Source organism: Pseudomonas chlororaphis subsp. chlororaphis (assembly GCF_003945765.1).
Classification (GTDB): Bacteria; Pseudomonadota; Gammaproteobacteria; order Pseudomonadales; family Pseudomonadaceae; genus Aquipseudomonas; species Aquipseudomonas chlororaphis.
Window position 1 is genome coordinate 3,039,343 of sequence record NZ_CP027712.1, and the last position, 21,471, is coordinate 3,060,813.

At 64.5% G+C, this 21,471-nt stretch carries 20 protein-coding genes; 8 read left to right on the forward strand and 12 right to left on the reverse strand.

Annotated features, from left to right (window positions below; translation table 11 throughout):
* Positions 1 to 15: 15 nt before the first annotated feature.
* The 7 genes from C4K27_RS14105 to gloB all read right to left on the reverse strand — a co-directional run bounded on the left by C4K27_RS14105 (position 16) and on the right by gloB (position 9,935).
* Positions 16 to 1,623, reverse strand: coding sequence for an ABC transporter ATP-binding protein (locus C4K27_RS14105; RefSeq protein ID WP_053260915.1), 1,608 nt, complete (start codon positions 1,621 to 1,623; stop codon positions 16 to 18).
* 1 nt (position 1,624) lies between these two features.
* Positions 1,625 to 2,644 carry an ABC transporter permease gene (locus C4K27_RS14110; RefSeq protein ID WP_007920958.1) on the reverse strand — a complete coding sequence of 340 codons (1,020 nt, stop codon included), beginning with the start codon at positions 2,642 to 2,644 and terminating at the stop codon, positions 1,625 to 1,627.
* 1 nt (position 2,645) lies between these two features.
* Positions 2,646 to 3,719: a microcin C ABC transporter permease YejB gene (locus C4K27_RS14115; protein WP_007920957.1), complete on the reverse strand. Its 1,074-nt coding sequence runs from the start codon at positions 3,717 to 3,719 to the stop codon at positions 2,646 to 2,648.
* Between the two features lies 1 nt (position 3,720).
* On the reverse strand, positions 3,721 to 5,574 hold the full coding sequence (locus C4K27_RS14120; protein ID WP_053260916.1) for an extracellular solute-binding protein: 1,854 nt from the start codon (positions 5,572 to 5,574) through the stop codon (positions 3,721 to 3,723).
* The gene (locus tag C4K27_RS14125; RefSeq protein WP_053260917.1) at positions 5,571 to 7,400 is read right to left on the reverse strand and encodes an extracellular solute-binding protein; all 1,830 of its coding nucleotides are present in this window, start codon (positions 7,398 to 7,400) and stop codon (positions 5,571 to 5,573) included. The genes C4K27_RS14120 and C4K27_RS14125 overlap by 4 nt, the downstream gene beginning before the upstream one ends.
* Before the next feature lie 213 nt (positions 7,401 to 7,613).
* Positions 7,614 to 9,068, reverse strand: a complete 1,455-nt coding sequence (locus tag C4K27_RS14130; protein ID WP_053260918.1) for a transglycosylase SLT domain-containing protein — start codon at positions 9,066 to 9,068, stop codon at positions 7,614 to 7,616.
* Positions 9,069 to 9,167: 99 nt separating this feature from the next.
* Entirely contained in the window at positions 9,168 to 9,935 is a 768-nt protein-coding gene (gene gloB / locus C4K27_RS14135; protein ID WP_053260919.1) for a hydroxyacylglutathione hydrolase, read from the reverse strand.
* A 65-nt stretch (positions 9,936 to 10,000) separates the two neighbouring features.
* Between gloB and C4K27_RS14140 the strand changes: the two genes are divergently transcribed.
* Together C4K27_RS14140 and rnhA are read left to right on the forward strand one after the other, a co-directional pair.
* Entirely contained in the window at positions 10,001 to 10,765 is a 765-nt protein-coding gene (locus C4K27_RS14140) for a class I SAM-dependent methyltransferase (RefSeq protein ID WP_009043593.1), read from the forward strand.
* An 83-nt stretch (positions 10,766 to 10,848) separates the two neighbouring features.
* Complete coding sequence (gene rnhA, locus C4K27_RS14145) at positions 10,849 to 11,301, forward strand: ribonuclease HI (RefSeq protein WP_007920943.1); 453 nt, start codon at positions 10,849 to 10,851, stop codon at positions 11,299 to 11,301.
* 16 nt (positions 11,302 to 11,317) lie between these two features.
* Here the strand turns inward: rnhA and C4K27_RS14150 are convergent, their stop codons facing one another.
* Positions 11,318 to 12,268, reverse strand: a complete 951-nt coding sequence (locus C4K27_RS14150; RefSeq protein ID WP_053260920.1) for a glycerophosphodiester phosphodiesterase family protein — start codon at positions 12,266 to 12,268, stop codon at positions 11,318 to 11,320.
* Between the two features lie 144 nt (positions 12,269 to 12,412).
* On the reverse strand, positions 12,413 to 12,736 hold the full coding sequence (locus C4K27_RS14155; protein WP_007920935.1) for a DUF2388 domain-containing protein: 324 nt from the start codon (positions 12,734 to 12,736) through the stop codon (positions 12,413 to 12,415).
* 195 nt (positions 12,737 to 12,931) lie between these two features.
* Here C4K27_RS14155 and dnaQ point away from each other — a divergent pair, with 195 nt between their 5' ends.
* From dnaQ to C4K27_RS14170, 3 genes are all read left to right on the forward strand, one after another.
* A complete protein-coding gene (gene dnaQ / locus C4K27_RS14160; protein WP_053260921.1) occupies positions 12,932 to 13,690 on the forward strand; it encodes a DNA polymerase III subunit epsilon in 759 nt (252 codons plus the stop codon).
* A 119-nt stretch (positions 13,691 to 13,809) separates the two neighbouring features.
* The gene (locus C4K27_RS14165; protein WP_009043597.1) at positions 13,810 to 16,065 is read left to right on the forward strand and encodes an Orn/Lys/Arg family decarboxylase; all 2,256 of its coding nucleotides are present in this window, start codon (positions 13,810 to 13,812) and stop codon (positions 16,063 to 16,065) included.
* Between the two features lie 14 nt (positions 16,066 to 16,079).
* The gene (locus C4K27_RS14170; protein ID WP_053260922.1) at positions 16,080 to 16,670 is read left to right on the forward strand and encodes a GNAT family N-acetyltransferase; all 591 of its coding nucleotides are present in this window, start codon (positions 16,080 to 16,082) and stop codon (positions 16,668 to 16,670) included.
* Here C4K27_RS14170 and C4K27_RS14175 read toward each other — a convergent pair.
* Together C4K27_RS14175 and C4K27_RS14180 are read right to left on the reverse strand one after the other, a co-directional pair.
* Positions 16,667 to 17,560, reverse strand: a complete 894-nt coding sequence (locus C4K27_RS14175; protein WP_007920927.1) for a LysR substrate-binding domain-containing protein — start codon at positions 17,558 to 17,560, stop codon at positions 16,667 to 16,669. The genes C4K27_RS14170 and C4K27_RS14175 overlap by 4 nt on opposite strands.
* Positions 17,561 to 17,646: 86 nt before the next feature.
* Positions 17,647 to 17,883, reverse strand: coding sequence for a hypothetical protein (locus C4K27_RS14180; protein WP_025809195.1), 237 nt, complete (start codon positions 17,881 to 17,883; stop codon positions 17,647 to 17,649).
* A 226-nt stretch (positions 17,884 to 18,109) separates the two neighbouring features.
* Between C4K27_RS14180 and C4K27_RS14185 the strand changes: the two genes are divergently transcribed.
* The 3 genes from C4K27_RS14185 (at position 18,110) to C4K27_RS14195 (ending at position 20,473) form a co-directional block, all read left to right on the forward strand.
* The gene (locus tag C4K27_RS14185) at positions 18,110 to 18,667 is read left to right on the forward strand and encodes an NADPH-dependent FMN reductase (RefSeq protein WP_053260923.1); all 558 of its coding nucleotides are present in this window, start codon (positions 18,110 to 18,112) and stop codon (positions 18,665 to 18,667) included.
* Between the two features lie 130 nt (positions 18,668 to 18,797).
* A complete protein-coding gene (locus C4K27_RS14190) occupies positions 18,798 to 19,145 on the forward strand; it encodes a metalloregulator ArsR/SmtB family transcription factor (protein WP_037033643.1) in 348 nt (115 codons plus the stop codon).
* A gap of 41 nt (positions 19,146 to 19,186) precedes the next feature.
* A complete protein-coding gene (locus C4K27_RS14195; RefSeq protein WP_053260924.1) occupies positions 19,187 to 20,473 on the forward strand; it encodes an arsenic transporter in 1,287 nt (428 codons plus the stop codon).
* A gap of 24 nt (positions 20,474 to 20,497) precedes the next feature.
* Here C4K27_RS14195 and C4K27_RS14200 read toward each other — a convergent pair whose 3' ends face one another.
* Positions 20,498 to 21,448 (reverse strand): DUF1853 family protein, encoded by a 951-nt coding sequence (locus C4K27_RS14200; RefSeq protein WP_053260925.1) that lies wholly within the window; start codon positions 21,446 to 21,448, stop codon positions 20,498 to 20,500.
* Positions 21,449 to 21,471: the final 23 nt, after the last annotated feature.

Sequence of the window (21,471 nt, forward strand, 5' to 3'; positions counted from 1 at the left end):
TTTATCCTGTGGCGGTCACTCGGTGGCCGGCACCAGGAACGCGGCCTCCAGCAACTGTCGGGTGTAGGGATGCTGCGGCGCGGCGAAGATATCTTGCGCGTCGCCCTGTTCCACCACCTGGCCATGCTTGACCACCATCAACTGGTGGCTCAGGGCCTTGACCACCGCCAGGTCGTGGCTGATGAACAGGTAAGTCAGGTTGTACTTGGCCTGCAGCTTGCGCAGCAGCTCCACCACCTGGCGCTGCACGGTGCGGTCGAGGGCCGAAGTCGGCTCGTCCAGCAGGATCAGCGCCGGCTTGAGCACCAGGGCGCGGGCGATGGCGATACGCTGGCGCTGGCCGCCGGAGAACTCGTGGGGGTAGCGGTGCCGGGTTTCCGGATCCAGCCCCACTTCCTTGAGCGCTTCGATGATCGCCTGTTCCTGTTCGGCGGCGCTGCCGATCTTGTGGATGCGCAGGCCTTCGCCGACGATCTGGCTCACGCACATGCGCGGGCTGAGGCTGCCGAAGGGGTCCTGGAACACCACCTGCATCTCCCGGCGCAACGGCCGCACCTGCTGCTGCGACAGGCCGTCCAGCTGCTGGCCTTCGAAGCGGATGGCGCCCTTGCTGGCGATCAGGCGCAGGATCGCCAGGCCCAGGGTGGATTTGCCCGAGCCGCTTTCGCCGACGATGCCCAGGGTCTGGCCCTGGGGCAGGCTGAAGTTGATGCCATCCACCGCCTTCACATGGTCGACGGTGTGGCGCAGCAGGCCTTTTTTGATCGGGAACCAGACCTTCAGGTCCTCGACCTGCAACAGCGGCGGGCCGACCACGTTGCTCGCCGGCTTGCCGCTGGGTTCGGCCGCCAGCAGTTCGCGGGTGTAGGGATGCTGTGGCGCGCGGAACAGTTCTTCGCAGGACGCCTGTTCGACGATGCAGCCGCGCTGCATCACGCAGACGCGGTGGGCGATGCGCCGGACCAGGTTGAGGTCGTGGCTGATCAGCAGCAAGGCCATGCCCAGGCGCGCTTGCAGCTCCTTGAGCAGTTCGAGGATCTTCAGTTGCACGGTGACGTCGAGGGCGGTGGTCGGCTCGTCGGCGATCAGCAGTTCCGGCTCGTTGGCCAGGGCCATGGCGATCATCACCCGTTGCCGCTGGCCGCCGGACAGCTCGTGGGGCAGGGCCTTGAGGCGCTTGTGCGGCTCGGGGATGCCCACCAGTTCCAGCAGCTCCAGGGTGCGCCGGGTGGCGACCTTGCCGATCAGGCCCTTGTGCAGGCCCAGCACCTCGTTGATCTGCTTCTCGATGCTGTGCAGCGGGTTGAGCGAGGTCATCGGCTCCTGGAAGATCATGGCGATGCGGTTGCCGCGAATATGCCGGATGGTTTTTTCTTTCTGGGTCAGCAGGTCCTGGCCGGCGTACTGGATGGTGCCGGACGGATGGCGGGCCAGCGGGTAGGGCAAGAGGCGCAGGATCGAGTGCGCGGTCACCGATTTGCCGGAACCGCTTTCGCCCACCAGGGCCAGGGTTTCGCCGCGCTTGATATCGAAGCTGATGCCCTCGACCACCCGTTGCGTGTGGGCGCCGACGCCAAACTCGACGGCGAGGTCGCGGACTTCGATCAGATTGTCCTGATTCATCTCATTTCCTCGGGTCGAAGGCATCGCGAGCGGACTCGCCGATAAATACCAGCAGGCTCAACATGATCGCCAGCACGGCAAAGGCGCTGATGCCCAGCCACGGCGCCTGCAGGTTGGATTTGCCCTGGGCCACCAGTTCGCCCAGGGACGGCGCGCCGGGGGGCAGGCCGAAGCCGAGGAAGTCGAGGGCGGTCAGGGTGCCGATGGCGCCGGTGAGGATGAACGGCATGAAGGTCATGGTCGAGACCATGGCGTTGGGCAGGATATGGCGGAACATGATCGCGCCGTTCTGCATGCCCAGGGCGCGGGCGGCGCGCACGTATTCCAGGTTGCGCCCGCGCAGGAACTCGGCGCGCACCACGTCCACCAGGCTCATCCAGGAGAACAGCAGCATGATCCCCAGCAGCCACCAGAAGTTCGGCTGCACGAAGCTGGCGAGGATGATCAACAGGTAGAGCACCGGCAGCCCGGACCAGATCTCCAGGAAGCGCTGCCCGGCCAGGTCGACCCAGCCGCCATAGAAGCCCTGCAGCGCCCCGGCGATAACGCCGATGATCGAACTGAGCACGGTCAGGGTCAGGGCGAACAGCACCGAGACCCGGAAGCCGTAGATCACCCGCGCCAGCACGTCACGGCCCTGGTCGTCGGTGCCCAGCAGGTTGTCCGCCGAGGGCGGCGCGGGGGCCGGGACTTTCAGGTCGTAGTTGATGCTCTGGTAGCTGAACGGGATCGGCGCCCACAGCACCCAGGCGTCCTTGGCCGCCAGCAGTTCGCGAATGTACGGGCTCTTGTAGTTGGCCTCCAGGGGGAACTCGCCGCCGAAGGTGGTTTCCGGGTAGCGCTTGAGCGCCGGGAAGTACCAGCCGTCGTCGTAGTGCACCACCAGCGGCTTGTCGTTGGCGATCAGCTCGGCGCCCAGGCTTGCGCCAAACAGGATCAGGAACAGCCACAGCGACCACCAGCCGCGCTTGTTGGCCTTGAACAGCTCGAAACGCCGGCGATTGAGGGGGGACAGGTTCATCTCAATGCTCCCGGCTTTCGAAGTCGATGCGTGGGTCGACCAGGGTGTAGGTCAGGTCGCCGATCAGTTTCACCACCAGCCCCAGCAGGGTGAAGATGAACAGGGTGCCGAACACCACCGGGTAATCACGGTTGATCGCCGCCTCGAAGCTCATCAAGCCCAGGCCGTCGAGGGAGAAGATCACCTCCACCAGCAAGGATCCGGTAAAGAAGATGCCGATGAAGGCCGAGGGGAAACCGGCGATCACCAGCAGCATGGCGTTGCGGAACACATGGCCGTAGAGCACGCGGCGCCTGGTCAGGCCCTTGGCCCGGGCGGTGACCACGTACTGCTTGTTGATCTCGTCGAGGAAGCTGTTCTTGGTCAGCAGGGTCATGGTGGCGAAGTTGCCGATCACCAGGGCGGTCACCGGCAGCGCCAGGTGCCAGAAGTAGTCGAGGATCTTGCCGCCCCAGCTCAGCTGGTCGAAGTTGTTCGAGGTCAGGCCGCGCAGCGGGAACCAGTCGAAATAACTGCCGCCGGCGAACATCACGATCAGCAGGATGGCGAACAGGAACGCCGGGATCGCGTAGCCGACGATGATCGCCGAGCTGGTCCAGACGTCGAAGTGGCTGCCGTGGCGGGTGGCCTTGGCGATCCCCAGGGGGATCGACACCAGGTACATGATCAGGGTGCTCCACAGCCCCAGGGAGATCGACACCGGGAGCTTTTCGCGGATCAGGTCGACCACCTTGGCGTCGCGGAAGAAGCTGTCGCCGAAATCCAGGGTGGCGTAGTTCTTGATCATGATCCACAGGCGTTCCGGCGCCGACTTGTCGAAGCCGTACATCTTCTCGATTTCCTTGACCAGGGCCGGGTCCAGGCCCTGGGCCCCGCGGTAGCTGGACCCGGCCACCGAGACTTCGGCGCCGCCGCCGGCGATCCGGCTGGTGGCGCCTTCGAAACCCTCGAGCTTGGCGATCATCTGTTCCACCGGGCCGCCGGGCGCGGCCTGGATGATCACGAAGTTGATCAGCAGGATGCCGAACAGCGTGGGGATGATCAGCAGCAGTCGCCGCAGAATGTAGGCCAGCATCTTATTGCTCCACGCCGTCGGGGGCGGCCTGCGAGTGGGTGTCCGGGGTCACGGCCGGCTTGGCGTCGGGCTTGATCCACCAGGTCTGGATGCCGACGTCGTACTTGGGCGAGACGCTCGGGTGGCCTATGTGATCCCAATAGGCCACGCGCCAGGTCTTGATGTGCCAGTTGGGAATCACGTAGTAGCCCCATTGCAGCACCCGGTCGAGGGCGCGGGCATGGGCCACCAGGCTCTTGCGCGAGTCGGCGTTGATCAGGTCTTCCACCAGGGCGTCGATGGTCGGGTCCTTGAGGCCGATGAAGTTGCGGCTGCCGGGGTTGTCGGCGCTGGAGGACTTCCAGTATTCGCGCTGCTCGTTGCCCGGCGAACTCGATTGCGGGAAGCCGCCGACCACCATGTCGAAGTCCCGCGAGCGCAGGCGGTTGATGTACTGGGAAACGTCGACCCGGCGGATCACCAGGTCGATCCCCAGGTCCGCGAGGTTGCGCTTGAACGGCAGCAGCACGCGCTCGAACTCGGTCTGGGCCAGCAGGAACTCGATCACCACCGGCTTGCCCTGGGCGTCGACCATCTTGTCGTCGACGATGCGCCAGCCGGCTTCCTGCAGCAGCTGGTAGGCATGGCGCTGCTGGGCGCGGATCATGCCGCTGCCGTCGCACACCGAAGGCTGGAAGGCTTCAGTGAAGACCTGGTCGGGGATCTTGCCGCGCAGCGGTTCGAGGATCTGCAGCTCGTCGGCGTCGGGCAAGCCGGTGGCGGCCATTTCCGAGTTTTCGAAGTAGCTGCGGGTGCGGGTGTAGGCGCCGTTGAACAGTTGCTTGTTGGTCCACTCGAAGTCCAGCAGCAGGCTCAGGGCCTTGCGCACCCGCACATCCTGGAACAACGGACGGCGGATGTTGTAGACGAAGCCCTGCATGCCGGTGGGGTTGCCGTTGGGGATCTGCTCCTTGATCAGCCGGCCTTCGCTCACGGCCGGGATGTTGTAGGCGTTGGCCCAGTTCTTCGCGCTGGTCTCCAGCCAGTAGTCGAACTGGCCGGCCTTGAGGGCTTCCAGGGCCACGGTGTTGTCGCGGAAATAGTCGGTGGCCATGACGTCGAAGTTGAACTGGCCGCGGTTGATCGGCAGGTCCTTGCCCCAGTACTCCTTGACCCGCTCATAACGCACCGAGCGTCCGGCCTTGACCTCGACCACCTTGTACGGGCCGCTGCCGAGGGGGATTTCCAGGTTGCCCTTGGAAAAGTCGCGGTGTTCCCACCAGTGCTTGGGCAGTATCGACAGTTGCCCGAGAATCAGCGGCAGCTCGCGGTTGTTCTTGTGCTTGAACTTGAACAGCACCTTGAGCGGGTCTTCGGCGATCACGTCCTCGACGTCGGCGTAGTAGCCGCGGTACATCGGCGCGCCGGCCTGCATCAGGGTCTGGAAGCTGAACACCACGTCTTCGGCGCGGATCGGATGGCCGTCGTGGAAGCGCGCCTCGGGGCGCAGGTAGAAACGCACCCAGCTGTTGTCCGGGGCTTTCTCGATCTGCCCGGCGATCAGGCCGTATTCGGTGAAGGGTTCGTCCAGGCTCTGGCGCATCAGGGTGTCGTAGATCAGGCCGATATTGTCCGCCGGCACGCCTTTGTTGATGAACGGGTTGAGGCTGTCGAAGCCGCCGAAGCCGGACTCGCGGAAGGTGCCGCCCTTGGGTGCGTCCGGGTTGACGTAGGCGAAGTGCTTGAAGTTCGCCGGGTACTTCGGCGGTTCGTTGTACAGGGTCAGGGCGTGTTGCGGGGCGGCCTGGGCGAGGCAGGCGATCCCCGCCAGCAGCACGCCGCCGGCCCACGGGAGCAGGGCACGCAGGGGCATCATTGGGCTTTCTCCAGAGACTTCAGCCACCAGGCGCTCAGGCCCAGTTGGTAGGGCGGCGTGGTGACGAAGGCGAACCGGTTGCGGTACGCCAGGCGATGATAGTTGAGGTACCAGTTGGGGATGATGTAGTGCTGCCACAGCAGCACCCGATCCAGGGCCCGACCGGCGGCCAGTTGCTCGTCGCGGCTCTGCGCGGCGAGCAGGTGTTCCAGCAGGTGATCGACGATGGGATTGTCGATGCCCGCATAGTTCTTGCTGCCCTTGACCCCGACCTGGCTGGAGTGGAAGTACTGCCATTGCTCCAGGCCCGGGCTCAGGGTCTGGTTCAGGGTCATGAGGATCATGTCGAAATCGAACTGGTCCAGGCGCTGCTTGTACTGCGCCCGGTCCACGGTGCGCAGGCGCGCGTCGATGCCGATGCTGGCCAGGTTTTCGACGTAGGGCTGGAGGATCCGTTCCAGGTTCGGGTTGACCAACAGCAGCTCGAAGCGCAGCGGCTGCCCGTTGCTATCGAGCAGGCGCTGGCCGTTGAGCTTCCAGCCGGCTTCGGCGAGCAGGCCCAGGGCTCGGCGCAGGGTCGCCCGCGGGATGCCGCGGCCGTCGGTCTGCGGCAGGCTGAAGGGCTGGGTGAACAGGCTGGCGGGCAACTGCTCGCGGTAGGGCGAGAGCAGCAGCCATTCATGGCCGACCGGCAGGCCCGTGGCGGAGAACTCGCTGTTGGGGTAGTAGCTGGTCGCGCGCTTGTAGGCGCCGCTGAACAGGGTGCGGTTGGTCCACTCGAAGTCGAACATCAGGCCCAGGGCTTCGCGCACCTTGCGCTCGGCGAAGATTGCCCGGCGGCTGTTCATGAACAGGCCCTGGGTCTGGGTCGGGATCTGGTGCGCCACCTGGGCCTTGATGATGTCGCCGCGATTGACCGCGGGGAAGTTGTAGCCGTTGGCCCAGTTCTTCGCCTGGTGTTCGATGTAGATGTCGAATTCGCCGGCCTTGAAGGCTTCGAAGGCGACGTCGCTGTCACGGTAGAACTCCACCGCGACCTTGTTGAAATTGTTGAAGCCGCGATTGACCGGCAGGTCCTTGCCCCAATAGTCCTTGACCCGCTCGAACAGCAGCGAGCGCCCCGGTTGCACCCGGGTGATGCGGTAGGGGCCGCTGCCCAGCGGCGGCTCGAAGGTGGTGGCCTTGAAGTCGCGGTCTTTCCAATAGTGCTGCGGCAGCACCGGCAACTCGCCCAGGCGCAGGATCAGCAGCGGGTTGCCGGAGCGCTTGAAGACAAAACGAATGCGCTGCGGGCCGAGGATGTCCACCCGCTGCACTTCCTGCAGGTTGGTACGGTATTGCGGGTGGCCTTCCTTGAGTAGCAGCCGATAGGAAAACGCCACATCGTAGGCGGTGATTGGCTGGCCGTCGTGGAAGCGCGCCTCGGGGCGCAGGTTGAACACCACCCAGCTGCGGTCTTCGCTGTATTCGACGGAGCGGGCGATCAGGCCGTAGCTGGAAGTCGGCTCGTCGCCGGACGGCGCGTACTGGCCGGTGCCGACCATCAGCGGCTCGTTCAGCTCGTTGACCCCGTATTGCAGGAAGTTGGGCGTGGAAACCGGGCTGCTGCCCTTGAAGGTGTAGGGGTTGAGGGTGTCGAAGGTGCCAAACGCCATGACCCGTAAGGTCCCGCCTTTGGGCGCGGCGGGGTTGACCCAGTCGTAATGGGTGAATTTGGCGGGGTACTTGAGCGTGCCGAACTGCGCGTAACCATGACTTTCAGTGATCGTTGCGCTTGCGGGAAAGCTCAAGGCCAGACTGATTAGGGGCAGGAGGAGGGGACGCATCAAGTCAGAGATCCGATCCAGGCGGCTTGGGCTTTGTGCTCCGTACAGTAACAGCTTGTATCGACAGGAAAAAGGCCGCCCCGGGCTGGTCACGACATTTGCTTGTCGCCGCTGGATACAGCGCAATCCGTAACCGTTGCCGAAGGCTGCGAACGACCGGTACGGTCGCGGCGATCTTGCTGGCGCAGGAGGGCCTGCGCCAGGAGCTGCAGATCAGTGAGGCAGGTAGACGGTCAGCATCTGGCCTGGCTTGAGGGCCTGGCCGGCGCGGGGATTCCAGCGCTTGAGGTGCTGCATCTCGACGTTGAAGCGCTTGGCCACCATGTACAGCGAATCGCCTTGCTTGACCTTGTACTGGGTCGACTTCTTGTCGGCGCGGGCGACCAGGGTCTTCTTGCCGGACGTCTTGGCGCTGGTCTTGCTGCTGGCTTTGGCCCGGGTGTCCTGCATGACCAGGGTCTGGCCGACCTTGAGCTGCTTGCCGCTGAGTTTGTTCCAGCGTTGCAGGTCCTTGACGTCGACCTTGTTGGCCTTGGCGATCTGCGACAGGTTATCGCCACGCTTGACCCGATAGTTGCGCTTGGCCTGGGCCATTTCGCGACTGTCGGCACCCTCGAACACCGGCTTGAACGAACGCTGGCTGATCAGCTCTTCGGGTTTCATGGTCGACAGGCTGGCGCTCAGCAGTTGCGCCTTGGACGTCGGCACCAGCAGATGCTGGGGACCGTCGATGGTAGTGCGCTGCTTGAAGGCCGGGTTGAGCTGGAACAGCTCGTCTTCGTCGATATTGGCCACCGCGGCGACCTTGGACAGGTCCATGCGCTGGTTGATCTCGACGACCTGGAAGTAGGGTTCGTTGGCGATCGGGTTCAGGTTCACGCCATAGGCTTCCGGTGCCAGCACCACCTGGGACAGGGCCAGCAGCTTGGGCACGTAGGCCTGGGTTTCCGACGGCAGCGGCAGGTTCCAGTAGTCGGTGGGCAGGCCGAGCTTCTCGTTGCGCTCGATGGCCCGGCTGACCGTGCCTTCGCCAGCGTTGTAGGCCGCCAGGGCCAGCAGCCAGTCGCCGTTGAACATGTCGTGCAGGCGGGTCAGGTAATCCATGGCCGCGGTGGTCGAGGCGGTGATGTCGCGACGGCCATCGTAGAAGCGGGTCTGGCGCAGGTTGAAGGAACGCCCGGTGGACGGGATGAACTGCCAGAGGCCTACCGCGTCGGCCCGGGAATAGGCCATCGGGTTGTAGGCGCTCTCGATCACTGGCAGCAGGGCCAGCTCCAGCGGCATGTTGCGTTCTTCAAGGCGTTCGACGATGTAATGAATATAGAGGCTGCCGCGTTCGCTGGCATTCTCGAGAAACGAGGGGTTGCTGGCGAACCACAGGCGCTGCTGTTCGATGCGCGGGTTGACGCCGATGCCTTCCTGCAACTGGAAACCTTCGCGCATGCGCTCCCAGACGTCCTGGGGCAATTGCGGGCTGGGTTTTTCATTCAGCCAGATGGGTTTCTGCTTGATGCGGGCGTTGAAATTCTGGGTGTGCGAAGCGTCGGTTTGTGGGACGTGGCTCGTGCTTTGGCAGCCCGCCAGGGTGGCGGACACAGCCACCGCGATGGCTTGAGCCAACCGCGTCAATGCGTCTGAATTGATGGATTTACGAATAGATGACGACATTGGCTGGAAGTAAGTTCCGGGCAAAAATGTCGGGCGATTCTAGAAAGCGCACCCGGTGCGGTCAACCATTCAGAATTTTCGTACCAACCCGCAACCTGCTTAGAACTTATCTTTCCAAGCCCGCAAGGCAGCAAAAACCGCACTCTGAGCCCGGTTATCGAGGCCATTCCGTTCGTCCGCTTTTTGTTTAACGGATGTTTCACCGGTACGCAGGAAAGGATTGGTGAGCTTTTCCAGGGCCAGGGTGGAGGGCAGGGTCATGCGGCCGTTTTCCCGCAGTTCGCTGACTTTGCGCAGGCGCTCGGCGATGTCCGGGTTATCCGGTTCCACCGCCTGGGCAAAACGCAGGTTGCTCAAGGTGTATTCGTGAGTGCAGTACACCAGGGTGTCCGCGGGCAATGCGGCCAGGCGGCTCAGCGAATGGTGCATCTGCTCCGGCGTGCCCTCGAACAGGCGCCCGCAACCGGCGGCGAACAGGGTGTCGCCGCAAAACAGCAGGCCGTGATGGTAGTAGGCAATATGCCCCAGGGTGTGCCCGGGCACCGCGTAGATGTCGAAGTCCCAGCCAAGGATGCTGGCGCGGTCGTTGTCGTTCAGGGCCACGTCGCGCCCCGGGATGTTTTCGTTGGCCGGGCCCCAGACCTTGGCGCCGCTGGCTTTTTTCAGCTGTTCGACACCGCCGACATGGTCGTGGTGGTGATGGGTCACCAGGATATCGCTCAGCACCCAGCCCGGATGCTCGGCGAGCCAGGCCTGCACCGGCGCGGCGTCACCCGGGTCGACCACTGCGCAACGCTGATGGCTGTGGTCCTGTAACAACCAGATGTAGTTATCGGTGAACGCGGGCAGGGCACTGATCTGTATCATCGTTGGAGTCGCCAAGCGGAAAACATTGGCGCATCTTAGAACTTCTTGGCGGGTTGGAGAATGCAATGACCGATAAAGCGTTCGCTCAGGCCGATCCTGACTGGCTGGCCCTGATCAGTGCCGCCCGTGAGTGGCTGTCCGGGCCACTGGGGCAATTTCTGCTGGATGAAGAGCGGCGCATGCTCGACGACGAGCTGGGGCGCTTCTTCGGCGGCTACCTGGTGCATTACGGCCCGTCGGCGCAAACCCCGCCGGCGGCGCCCCAGGTGCAGCGCAATGTCCGCCTGGGTGCGCCGCTGCCCGGCGTCGAGATCGTCTGCGAGGAGCAGGCCTGGCCGCTTAGCGAGCATGCTGCCGATGTGGTGGTGCTGCAGCACGGCCTGGATTTCTGCCTGTCGCCCCACGGCCTGCTGCGCGAAGCCGCCAGCGCCGTGCGACCGGGCGGGCATCTGTTGATCGTCGGTATCAATCCCTGGAGCAGCTGGGGCCTGCGGCATGTGTTCGCCCATGACGCCTTGCGCAAGGCGCGCTGCATTTCCCCGTCGCGGGTCGCCGACTGGTTGAACTTGCTGGGCTTCGCGCTGGAGAAACGCCGCTTCGGGTGCTATCGTCCGCCGCTTGCCTCGGCGGCCTGGCAGGCTCGGTTGGCCGGCTGGGAGCGCAAGGCCGGCGACTGGCAACTGTCCGGCGGCGGCTTCTACCTGCTGGTGGCGCGCAAGATAGTGGTCGGCCTGCGCCCGGTGCGCCAGGTACGCCGCGAGCCGATGGGCAAGCTGGTGCCGCTGCCGATGGCCAAGGTCAACCGCCGGCACAGCGAACCCCCTCTTTAATTCAGCCGGGCCGAACCTGCCCGGCTTGGGCGTTGTCGATCGACGATCGGCAAGCCACAGGTATTTTCGATTGGAAGTCTGGCATGAGCGATAGCGTAGAAATCTTCACCGACGGCGCCTGCAAGGGCAATCCTGGCCCGGGAGGCTGGGGCGCACTGCTGGTGTTCAAGGGCGTGGAGAAGGAACTCTGGGGTGGCGAGGCCAACACCACCAACAACCGCATGGAGCTGATGGCGGCGATCCGCGGCCTGGAAGAGCTCAAGCGCGAGTGCCAGGTGGTGCTGGTCACCGACTCGCAGTACGTGATGAAGGGCATCAACGAGTGGATGGCCAACTGGAAAAAGCGCGGCTGGAAAACCGCGGCCAAGGAGCCGGTGAAAAACGCCGACCTGTGGCAGCAGCTCGATGAGCAGGTCAACCGCCATCAGGTCACCTGGAAATGGGTGCGCGGCCATACCGGCCACCACGGCAACGAACGGGCCGACCAACTGGCCAACCGCGGCGTCGACGAGGTGCGCGGTTACAAGCAGGCCTGATGCGTTGAGCTTGTAGTCAGTTGCAGCGCAGCGGCCGTTCGAGCCGCTGCTTCACTTCCCGCATCGCGCGGGGCGAATCCACCAGCACCGCGTCCATCTTCAGGCAGGCGGCCGCCTGGTAATCCTCGGTCGTATTGATCCCGATCGCCAGCATCCGCACCTTGCCCCGGGACTGGAAGCAGTCCACCGCGGCGGGCGTCCACAGCCGGGCATCGACCTTGGAGCGGGCCTCGCCCAGGGTGAAGGCCTCGACCAGTTGCACCGGGCGTTGGTACTCGAAGGCCACCCAACTGTCTGGCGCCGGCGGCGCCGTGCAGCTGTGGGCCAGGGCGATGCTGGCCAATCGATCCCGGGTGTTGTCCCGGGACTCGAACAGCCGCGCCTGCGGATAGTGCGCGAACGCCTGCTGGTAGCTGGCATCGGTGGAGTAGATCAGCACCCGGTTCCAGGCATGCAGCTGCTCCAGCACCTGGGCGACCGCCTTGGCCTGGGGCGCAGCGGGCAGGGCTTTCATGTCGAGAATGACCGGCACCGAGCCGGGGATCGCCGCTAGCGCCTGCTGCAATGAGGGGATGGTCGCCGCCTGGGAGCGATAGGGAAAGGTCACCTGGCCATCGGCCGCGGTCTGCTTGAAGTTCCAGCCGGCATTCAGTGTTTGCAACTGCGCCAGGGTTTTCTCTCTGACCGTGCCGGACGCCGGGGTATTGGCGCTCAGGTCCGCCGGTCGATACAGCACCGGCACGCCGTCGCGGCTCAGTTGCACCGTCAGCCAGAGCATGTCGACGCCGTTGCGCAGGGCGTTGTCGATGGCCAGCAGGGTGTTCTCGGGAAAGTCCGCGGCGCCGGCGCGATGGGCGACGATCAACGGTCGTGGCCCGGCGTCGCTGTCGGTTGCCGGAAGGGAAGAACAGCCACTGATGAAGGCCGCGGCCAGCAGCAGTGGGAGCATCTGTCGAGTCTCGAGCATGGGAGGGCGGTTTCCTGGAAATGAGCGCAAGGCCGGGGGCCAGCCCCCGCCCGCCTGAGTGGGCCGTACGGTAGCGCAATGACCTCGCTCAGTTAAAGAAACGCGTAATGCGCGGGGTGAATTAGTGATCCTGTTCCGGGACGGTCAAAGGGTAAGGATGGCGCTGGCCAGTTGCAGGTCGGAGTATCGTGGGTTGCCGAGTGTCTGGCGAATGTGCCGCATGGCCGCTTCCAGCTGGGCGCCGCGGATCTCGCCGGCGCTGGCGACAAAGGCCGCGGCATCGGTCCTGGCGGCGAGCACGAGTTTGTCGTCCTTGAAGGAACTGGTGGCTTTCGAACTGCCTTCGGTTGTGCTCAAGGCCAGGCTCATGGTGATGTCGGTGCTGATCACCAGGCTAGTGGCCTGGCCGATGTCGGCGAACAGGCAGGCGCAGAGCAGCAAGGTCAGGCGGGTTTTGCAGGGGGTCATAACAGGGCGAGGTCCGTTGAAAATATCGTCGGGCACCCTAACAAGCCGCCACGCGGCGAACTGCATGAGCTTTGCGAATGATTGTTAAAAACTGCGCACGCCGGGGCCAGGCGAATCCGCCATGCGTGCCATGCCGCGAGAGCGTGCTAAAATCCCGCGCCTTGAAAGACTTCCACCGTTGAGAACTGACCCCTGATGGCCAACAGATCTGTTGTACTCGATACCGAAACCACCGGCATGCCGGTGACCGACGGCCACCGGATCATTGAAATCGGTTGCGTCGAGTTGATGGGACGGCGCCTGACCGGTCGGCATTTCCACGTCTACCTGCAGCCGGATCGCGAGAGTGACGAGGGCGCGATCGGCGTCCACGGCATCACCAACGAGTTCCTGGTGGGCAAGCCGCGCTTCGCCGAAGTCGCCGACGAGTTCTTCGAGTTCATCCAGGGCGCGCAGCTGATCATCCACAACGCGGCGTTCGACGTTGGCTTCATCAACAACGAATTCGCCCTGATGGGCCAGCACGACCGCGCCGACATCACCCAGCACTGCACCATCCTCGACACCCTGTTGATGGCCCGGGAACGCCACCCCGGCCAGCGCAACAGCCTCGATGCCTTGTGCAAGCGCTATGACGTCGACAACTCCGGCCGTGAACTGCACGGCGCCTTGCTCGACTCGGAGATTCTCGCCGACGTCTACCTGACCATGACCGGCGGCCAGACCAGCCTGTCCCTGGCCGGCAACGCCTCGGACGGCAACGGCAGCGAAGGTTCGGGCAACAGTGCCAGCGAAATCCGGCGTCTGTCGGCGGATCGCCCGCGCGGGCGGGTCATTCGTGCCAGCGAAGCCGAACTGGTCGAGCACCAGGTGCGTCTCGAGATCATCGCCAAATCCGCCGGTGCCCCGGCGCTCTGGACCCAGCTGGCCGAGGCCAAGGCCCAGCAGCAGTAGTTGTTCGTGGGCGACCTTTTGTTACAGGAGGTCGTTGACGGGGTTCCGCGCCGGCCCCCGAGCTTCTACCCTGAGGTGATTGGCGGACCCTTGTCCGCCGCCTCAGGATGCCTGGTGCCATGTACAAAGACCTGAAATTCCCCGTCCTTATCGTGCATCGCGACATCAAGGCCGACACCGTCGCCGGCGACCGGGTGCGGGGGATCGCCAGGGAACTGGAGCAGGAAGGCTTCAGCATCTTTTCCGCGGTGGACTACGCCGAAGGGCGCCTGGTGGCCTCGACCCACCACGGCCTGGCCTGCATGCTGATCGCCGCCGAAGGCGCCGGGGAAAACACCCACTTGCTGCAGAACATGGTGGAACTGATCCGCCTGGCCCGGGTGCGCGCGCCGAACCTGCCGATCTTCGCCCTGGGCGAGCAGGTGACCCTGGAAAACGCCCCGGCCGACGCCATGAGCGAGCTCAATCAGTTGCGCGGCATTCTTTACCTGTTCGAAGACACCGTGCCATTCCTGGCGCGCCAGGTGGCGCGGGCGGCGCGCAATTACCTCGATGGCCTGTTGCCGCCATTTTTCAAGGCGCTGGTGCAGCACACGGCCGATTCCAACTATTCCTGGCACACCCCGGGGCACGGCGGTGGCGTGGCCTATCGCAAAAGCCCGGTGGGGCAGGCGTTCCACCAGTTCTTCGGCGAAAACACCCTGCGTTCGGACCTGTCGGTGTCGGTCCCGGAGCTGGGTTCGCTGCTCGATCACACCGGGCCCCTGGCGGAAGCCGAGGCGCGGGCGGCGCGCAATTTCGGCGCCGACCACACCTTCTTCGTGATCAACGGCACCTCGACCGCCAACAAGATCGTCTGGCACTCCATGGTCGGTCGCGACGACCTGGTGCTGGTGGATCGCAACTGCCACAAGTCGGTGCTGCACTCGATCATCATGACCGGCGCCATCCCGCTGTTCCTCTGTCCGGAGCGCAACGAGCTGGGGATCATCGGCCCGATCCCCCTGAGCGAATTCAGCCGCGAGTCGATCCAGGCCAAGATCGACGCCAACCCGCTGACCCAGGGGCGGCCGCCCAAGGTCAAGCTGGCGGTGGTCACCAACTCGACCTACGACGGCCTTTGCTACAACGCCGAGCTGATCAAGCAGAGCCTGGGTAACAGCGTCGAGGTGCTGCATTTCGACGAGGCCTGGTACGCCTACGCGGCCTTCCATGAGTTCTTCGAGGGGCGTTACGGCATGGGCACCTCGCGCAGCGCCGACAGCCCGCTGGTGTTCACCACCCATTCCACCCACAAGCTGCTGGCCGCCTTCAGCCAGGCCTCGATGATCCATGTGCAGGACGGCGGCGCCCGGCAGCTGGACCGCGACCGCTTCAACGAAGCCTTCATGATGCACATCTCCACCTCGCCGCAGTACAGCATCATCGCCTCGCTGGACGTGGCCTCGGCGATGATGGAGGGGCCGGCGGGGCGTTCGCTGCTGCAGGAAATGTTCGACGAGGCCCTGAGCTTTCGCCGGGCCCTGGCCAACCTGCGCCAGCACATCGCCGCCGACGACTGGTGGTTTTCCATCTGGCAGCCAGAGCGGGTGGAAGGCATCGACCGGGTCAGTACCGCGGACTGGCTGCTGGAGCCGGAAGGCGAGTGGCACGGGTTCGCCGGGGTCACCGACGACTATGTGCTGCTGGACCCGATCAAGGTCACCCTGGTAATGCCCGGGCTCACCGCCGGCGGTGCCCTGAGCGAGCGCGGGATCCCGGCGGCGGTGGTCAGCAAGTTTCTCTGGGAACGCGGCCTGGTGGTGGAAAAGACCGGCCTGTATTCGTTCCTGGTGCTGTTTTCCATGGGCATCACCAAAGGCAAGTGGAGCACCCTGCTGACCGAGTTGCTGGAGTTCAAGCGCAACTACGACGCCAACGTCAGCCTCGCCGCCTGCCTGCCGAGCATCGCCCAGCAGGACATGGCGCGGTACCAGGGCATGGGCCTGCGCGATCTGTGCGATCAGTTGCATGCCTGCTACCGCAGCAATGCCACGGCCAAGCACCTCAAGCGCATGTACACCGTGCTGCCGGAGGTGGCGATGAAGCCCGCCGACGCCTACGATCAGTTGGTGCGGGGCGAGGTCGAGGCCGTGTCCATCGATGCCCTCGCCGGGCGAGTGGCGGCGGTGATGCTGGTGCCGTACCCGCCGGGTATTCCCCTGATCATGCCGGGCGAGCGCTTCACCGAGTCGACCCGCTCGATCATCGATTACCTGGCTTTCGCCCGTACGTTCGATAGCAGCTTTCCCGGCTTTGTCGCGGATGTGCATGGATTGCAGCATGAAGACGAAGGCAATGGGCGGCAGTACACCGTCGATTGCATCAAGGTTTGAGGACGTTTCCCGCTATGCAGCCAATGATCAATCCCAAGTACCCCGGCCTGTCGGTGCGCGTTGCCGACGACGGTTTCGCCGCGTATGTCTGGGGCAGTGATTTCAGCTTCGAAGTCAGCGCCTATGCCCAGGCACAGAGCGAGCAGGTGGTGGCCAAGTGGCCGTTGCACCCCATCACCCCGTACCGCAAGTGCTACGGCATCGACCCCGAAGAGTTCAGCAGCTATCGCGATGCCGCGGACAGCGCGGTGTTCATGGCCTACCTGGACGACGAACCGGTCGGCCATGTGGTGGTCAGCACCAACTGGAACGGCTACGCCCATATCGACGAGTTGGCGGTGCATGCGCCGGCGCGACGCCACGGGGTGGCCAAGGCCTTGCTGGATGTGGCGCAGTTCTGGAGCCGCAAGAAAAAACTGCCGGGCATCATGCTCGAGACCCAGAACAACAACCTGGGGGCCTGCCGCTTGTACGAGCGCTGCGGTTATGTGGTCGGCGGCATCGATCACCTGCGATACCGCGGGATCGATCCGACCACGGCCGAGGTGGCGATTTTCTGGTATCGGCTGTTCAACGACGAGCTGGCTCGGGAAGCCAGGGTCTAGCCGGCCAGCATCCCTTCAGCCTTTTCCGTGAGAGTTTCCAGCAGCGCCTCCAGGGTTGGCGAGGATGGACTGCCGCCGCGGGTCAGGGCATAGAGGGTGACCGGGATCGGTGGCGACAGCGGGCAGACGTCCAGCCCGCCCTCACGCGCCCCGAGGGCGGTGAAGGGGTCGACAATCGCCAGGCCTTCGCCGGCCTCGACCATGCTGCGCATCATCTGGTGGGTTTGCACCCGGGTGTGGATGGTCGGGCTCGGGCGCAGGTTCTGCAGCTTGCTGTCGAGGGCCACGCTCAGCGGGTCCTGGCCTTCCAGGCCGACCATGGCCTGGCCCGCCAGGTCCTGCAGGGAAATGTACTTCTGCTTCGGTTGCAGCCAGCCGTGGGGCGCCAGCAATTGCAGCTTGCCCTGGGCCAGGGCCACGCACTGGATATCGGGGTGATCGGGGTTGTGCAGGCTCAGGCCCAGGTCGCCTTCGCGCAGCAACAGGCTCTTGACCATGTCGCGGGTGGCCTGGCTGGCGAGGTGGCACGGGGTGTCGGGAAAGCGCCGGCGCAGGGCGGCGATGCTCTGCGGCAACAGTTGCTGGGCCAGGGGCGGGGTGCCGATGATGCGCAAGGGCGGCGCCTGGTATTGCTTCAGGCTGTCGGCCAGGCGTTGCACGGGTTCGAAGGCGTCATACAGGGTGGCGATCGCCGGCTGTAGCTCGCGGGCCTCGCGGGTGGCTTGCAGGCGTCCGCGAACACTGGCGAAGAGCATGAAGCCCGATTGGCTTTCGGCGTCGCGCAGGATCGTTTCCACCTCGGCCACCGGCAATTGCAGCAGCTCGGCGGCCGTGCCCAGGTGTCCGGTTTGCAGGAGCGCCTGAATCACTTCGATATGACGTAAACGCATGCTTGAAGTCCATGTCCAGCCGGTGGGGGATTCACACTGAATCCTAACCCATGTCCGCGCCTATGACTTCTGCTCATAACGGTACGTTATGAAGGAAGGATGGTCTCGGGTTCGCGAATGAGGGTGATGCCCGATTGCACGAGGAGAAACTGGTTGTCGTCCATTTTGTTGACGCGATCGCCAATGGCCAGGCGATAGGTGGTGACAGGCTCCGAGCCGGCGATGCCCTCTGGCGAGGGGGTGGATTCCTGGAACTCATGCACCGAATAGACACGGCCTTCCGCGTCCCTTGCATGAAATTGTCCGACGAGTACTGCTGCCATCTTTAGAGCCTCTGGAGATAAAACACTCAATTTGCGGTCCTGTAGACCGTGCCTGGGCGAACTAAGTTTAGCGGCGGAAAAAAAATAGTCCGCGGCCCTGATTGCAGCTGGCGTACAGCGGCGTGAAGCCTGGAAAAGCTCACGGAACTTCCTTCGGCGGGTGGCTGTGGGCGGGGTGGATCATCTATAACTACCAGCCTCCTCAACCAGAAGTCGGGAATTCGCTATGAGCAACGTCTACGCGATTGCAGTGCTGGTGGGCAGCCTGAGAAAGGCCTCGATCAACCGGAAAGTGGCGCTGGCCCTGGCGGAACTGGCGCCGGCCAACCTGCGGCTTAAGATTGTCGAGATCGGCGATCTGCCGCTTTACAACGAAGACATCGATGTGGATCCACCGGCAGCCTACAGGACTTTCCGTGAACAGGTGAGTGCAGCCGACGCCGTGCTGTTCGTCACTCCGGAATACAACCGCTCGGTTCCCGCGCCGATGAAAAACGCCATCGACGTGGGGTCGCGCCCCTACGGCAAGAGCGCCTGGAGCGGCAAGCCGGGGGCAGTGATCAGCGCCTCCCCGGGCGCCATCGGTGGTTTTGGCGCCAACCATCATCTGCGCCAGTCCCTGGTGTTCCTCAATGTGCCATGCATGCAGCAGCCGGAAGCCTACCTGGGCGGCGCCGGTTCGGCCTTCGACGAGGCGGGCAAGCTGTCCGAGTCGGTCAAGCCGTTCCTGCAGAACTTCATCAATGCCTACGCCCAGTGGGTCGAGCAGCACAAAAAGCTCTGATCCTGCTACCGCGGGAGTCGGCCGACCGGCTCCCGTGGGTGATGGATATTCCGCTTGCCATGGTAAAAGCGCTTTACCGCATATCTGAATATTCATATATTCGCCGCTCCCAATGCCTGGAGTGGCCCTGGTGTCCGACTCTCTCAACCCCGCCGAGCTGTTCAAGGCGCTTGCCGACGAAACCCGCAGCCGCATCGCCTTGCTCGTGACCCGCGAAGGCGAATTGTGTGTCTGCGAGCTGACCGCCGCCCTGGGCCAGAGCCAGCCGAAGATCTCCCGGCACCTGGCGCTGTTGCGCAGTTGCGGCCTGCTGGCCGACCGCCGCCAGGGGCAGTGGATCTATTACCGGCTGCACCCGCAGTTGGCCCCCTGGGTGACCACACTGCTGCAGGACACGCTGCAGGCCAACAGCCCCTGGCTGCAGGCCGACCTGCAACGCCTGCAGACCATGATCGATCGCCCCGTGCGCTGCTGCTGAATTCTCATCACCTTCACTTTTCCTGCTCAAGGCTGCCCGGCATGCTGACTGCTTCATTGATTTTCCTGCTGACCATTACCCTGGTGATCTGGCAGCCCAAGGGCCTCGGCGTGGGCTGGAGCGCGGTGTTCGGCGCGGTGCTGGCGTTGCTGTTCGGGGTGGTGCAGCTGACGGATATCCCGGTGGTCTGGCAGATCATCTGGAACGCCACCGGCACCTTCGTCGCCTTGATCATCATCAGTCTGCTGCTCGACGAGGCCGGGTTTTTCGCCTGGGCCGCCTTGCATGTGGCGCGCTGGGGGCAGGGCAGCGGACGCAAGCTGTTTGCCTTCATGGTGTTGCTGGGGGCGCTGGTGTCGGCGCTGTTCGCCAACGACGGGGCGGCGCTGATTCTCACGCCGATCGTGATTTCCATGCTGCTGGCGTTGCGCTTCTCCCGGGCCGCGACCCTGGCGTTCGTCATGGGCGCCGGGTTTATCGCCGATACCGCGAGCCTGCCGCTGGTGGTGTCGAACCTGGTGAACATCGTTTCCGCGGACTTCTTCAACATCGGCTTCAACCAGTACGCCGCGGTGATGATGCCGGTGAACCTGGTCAGTGTGGCCGCGACCCTGGCGGTGTTGCTGTGGTTCTTCCGCCGCGATATTCCACAGGCCTACGACCCCGAAGAGCTGGCACAGCCGGCCAGCGCGATCCACGACAAGGCCACCTTTATCGCCGGCTGGTGGGTGCTGGTCATCCTGCTGCTGGGGTGTTTTGCCCTGGAGCCGCTGGGCATTCCCATCAGCGCGATTTCGGCGGTGTGCGCGGCCCTGCTGCTGGGCATCGCGGCCAGGGGCCACAAGATTTCCACGCGCAAGGTGCTCAAGGAAGCGCCGTGGCAGATCGTGATTTTCTCCCTCGGCATGTACCTGGTGGTGTATGGCCTGCGCAATGCCGGGCTGACCACGCACCTGGCCGGCTGGCTCGACCGCTTCGCCGACTATGGCATCTGGGGCGCGGCCATGGGCACCGGGCTGCTGACCGCGGTCTTGTCATCGATCATGAACAACCTGCCGACGGTGCTGATCGGCGCGCTGTCCATCGACGCCAGCCAGGCCAGCGGCCTGGTCAAGGACGCGATGATCTACGCCAACGTGATCGGCAGCGACCTGGGGCCGAAGATCACCCCGATCGGCAGCCTGGCCACCTTGCTCTGGCTGCACGTGCTGGAGCGCAAGAACATTCATATCGGCTGGGGCCGCTACTTCAAGGTCGGCATCGTGCTGACCCTGCCGGTGCTGCTGGTGACCCTGGCGGCGCTGGCCGTGCGCTTGTCGGTGATGTGAGGGGACTGACGTTCTGAGGGCGGCTCAACCCGTCCCCGGCACATTCGGCCAGAGGTCCGCCACCAGGAACAGGCGTTCGGCTTCTTCCCAATCGCCGGCGCGGTTTTCCGTCAGGCGCACCAGCAATTGCGCCGGAGCGTGCGGGGCGAGTTCCTCCAGCCAGGTTTGCAGCCGTGGGGCGCTCCAGGTTTGCTCCGCCGGGTAGGACGCTGGCGCCAGCCAGGCCTGGCGCGGCAAGGGTTGCCAGCGCCCGGGCGGGCTTTGATCGATAAAGGCCGGCCAGTCGCGCTGATGCAGCCAACGCCCGCGCAGGTGCTGCGGGTGGGCGCCGCGGGGCGGTTGCGTGGTGCCGGGCCAGGGGTAGAGCAGGTAGCCGCCGAGCCACAGGTGGGCACTGAAGTCCTGGATATCCATGGCCGCCAGCACCTCCAGGCTGTCGGCCCGGGCGGAGATCGGCAACTGGTGTTCGTTCAGGTGCGCCAGCTTGCGGTCCAGGCGGTCGTGGCAGCCGGGGCCCAGCCATAACGCGGTGTCCGCGCCGTTGCCCGATTGCGGGCCGAGGTAGAGCTTGATAGCCAGTTCCAGGTGGTGAATGCCGTCGCGGTCGCGCAGCAGCATGTCCAGTTCGCCCAGGGTGTGGCCGGCGCGGCGGATCGGCAGGTTGGCCGCCAGCAGCTCGACACCGGGCGCGTGCTGTACGGCAAATTGCCACAGGCGTTCGTAGTAGAGACCCAGGCGCTTGGTCGGCCCGAGGGCCAGCCAGCGGCGCAGGGCACGGCCGTCCTGGTCCAGCTGGCGCAGCCAGTGCGCCAGTAGCTGCGGCGCCTGCACCCAGTCGCTGCCGGCCAGTGGGTGGCGCTGCGGCCAGGGGGTCTCGTCGAGCATCGGCGGCGCGAGGATGACCCAGGCCAGGTCGCGCACTTCGGGGTGGCGCAACTGGCGGGGGAGGTCGAGCAAGCCGGGAAACAGGATCATTCTGCGAGCATAGCGCCTAACGT

What these genes read in the sequence shown, in the direction of transcription:
- C4K27_RS14105 (WP_053260915.1), bottom strand. Translation starts at nt 1,623, where the DNA reads ATGAATCAGGACAATCTGATCGAAGTCCGCGACCTCGCCGTCGAGTTT.
- C4K27_RS14110 (WP_007920958.1), bottom strand. Translation starts at nt 2,644, where the DNA reads ATGAACCTGTCCCCCCTCAATCGCCGGCGTTTCGAGCTGTTCAAGGCC.
- C4K27_RS14115 (WP_007920957.1), bottom strand. Translation starts at nt 3,719, where the DNA reads ATGCTGGCCTACATTCTGCGGCGACTGCTGCTGATCATCCCCACGCTG.
- C4K27_RS14120 (WP_053260916.1), bottom strand. Translation starts at nt 5,574, where the DNA reads ATGATGCCCCTGCGTGCCCTGCTCCCGTGGGCCGGCGGCGTGCTGCTG.
- C4K27_RS14125 (WP_053260917.1), bottom strand. Translation starts at nt 7,400, where the DNA reads ATGCGTCCCCTCCTCCTGCCCCTAATCAGTCTGGCCTTGAGCTTTCCC.
- C4K27_RS14130 (WP_053260918.1), bottom strand. Translation starts at nt 9,068, where the DNA reads ATGTCGTCATCTATTCGTAAATCCATCAATTCAGACGCATTGACGCGG.
- gloB (WP_053260919.1), bottom strand. Translation starts at nt 9,935, where the DNA reads ATGATACAGATCAGTGCCCTGCCCGCGTTCACCGATAACTACATCTGG.
- C4K27_RS14140 (WP_009043593.1), top strand. Translation starts at nt 10,001, where the DNA reads ATGACCGATAAAGCGTTCGCTCAGGCCGATCCTGACTGGCTGGCCCTG.
- rnhA (WP_007920943.1), top strand. Translation starts at nt 10,849, where the DNA reads ATGAGCGATAGCGTAGAAATCTTCACCGACGGCGCCTGCAAGGGCAAT.
- C4K27_RS14150 (WP_053260920.1), bottom strand. Translation starts at nt 12,268, where the DNA reads ATGCTCGAGACTCGACAGATGCTCCCACTGCTGCTGGCCGCGGCCTTC.
- C4K27_RS14155 (WP_007920935.1), bottom strand. Translation starts at nt 12,736, where the DNA reads ATGACCCCCTGCAAAACCCGCCTGACCTTGCTGCTCTGCGCCTGCCTG.
- dnaQ (WP_053260921.1), top strand. Translation starts at nt 12,932, where the DNA reads ATGGCCAACAGATCTGTTGTACTCGATACCGAAACCACCGGCATGCCG.
- C4K27_RS14165 (WP_009043597.1), top strand. Translation starts at nt 13,810, where the DNA reads ATGTACAAAGACCTGAAATTCCCCGTCCTTATCGTGCATCGCGACATC.
- C4K27_RS14170 (WP_053260922.1), top strand. Translation starts at nt 16,080, where the DNA reads ATGCAGCCAATGATCAATCCCAAGTACCCCGGCCTGTCGGTGCGCGTT.
- C4K27_RS14175 (WP_007920927.1), bottom strand. Translation starts at nt 17,560, where the DNA reads ATGCGTTTACGTCATATCGAAGTGATTCAGGCGCTCCTGCAAACCGGA.
- C4K27_RS14180 (WP_025809195.1), bottom strand. Translation starts at nt 17,883, where the DNA reads ATGGCAGCAGTACTCGTCGGACAATTTCATGCAAGGGACGCGGAAGGC.
- C4K27_RS14185 (WP_053260923.1), top strand. Translation starts at nt 18,110, where the DNA reads ATGAGCAACGTCTACGCGATTGCAGTGCTGGTGGGCAGCCTGAGAAAG.
- C4K27_RS14195 (WP_053260924.1), top strand. Translation starts at nt 19,187, where the DNA reads ATGCTGACTGCTTCATTGATTTTCCTGCTGACCATTACCCTGGTGATC.
- C4K27_RS14200 (WP_053260925.1), bottom strand. Translation starts at nt 21,448, where the DNA reads ATGATCCTGTTTCCCGGCTTGCTCGACCTCCCCCGCCAGTTGCGCCAC.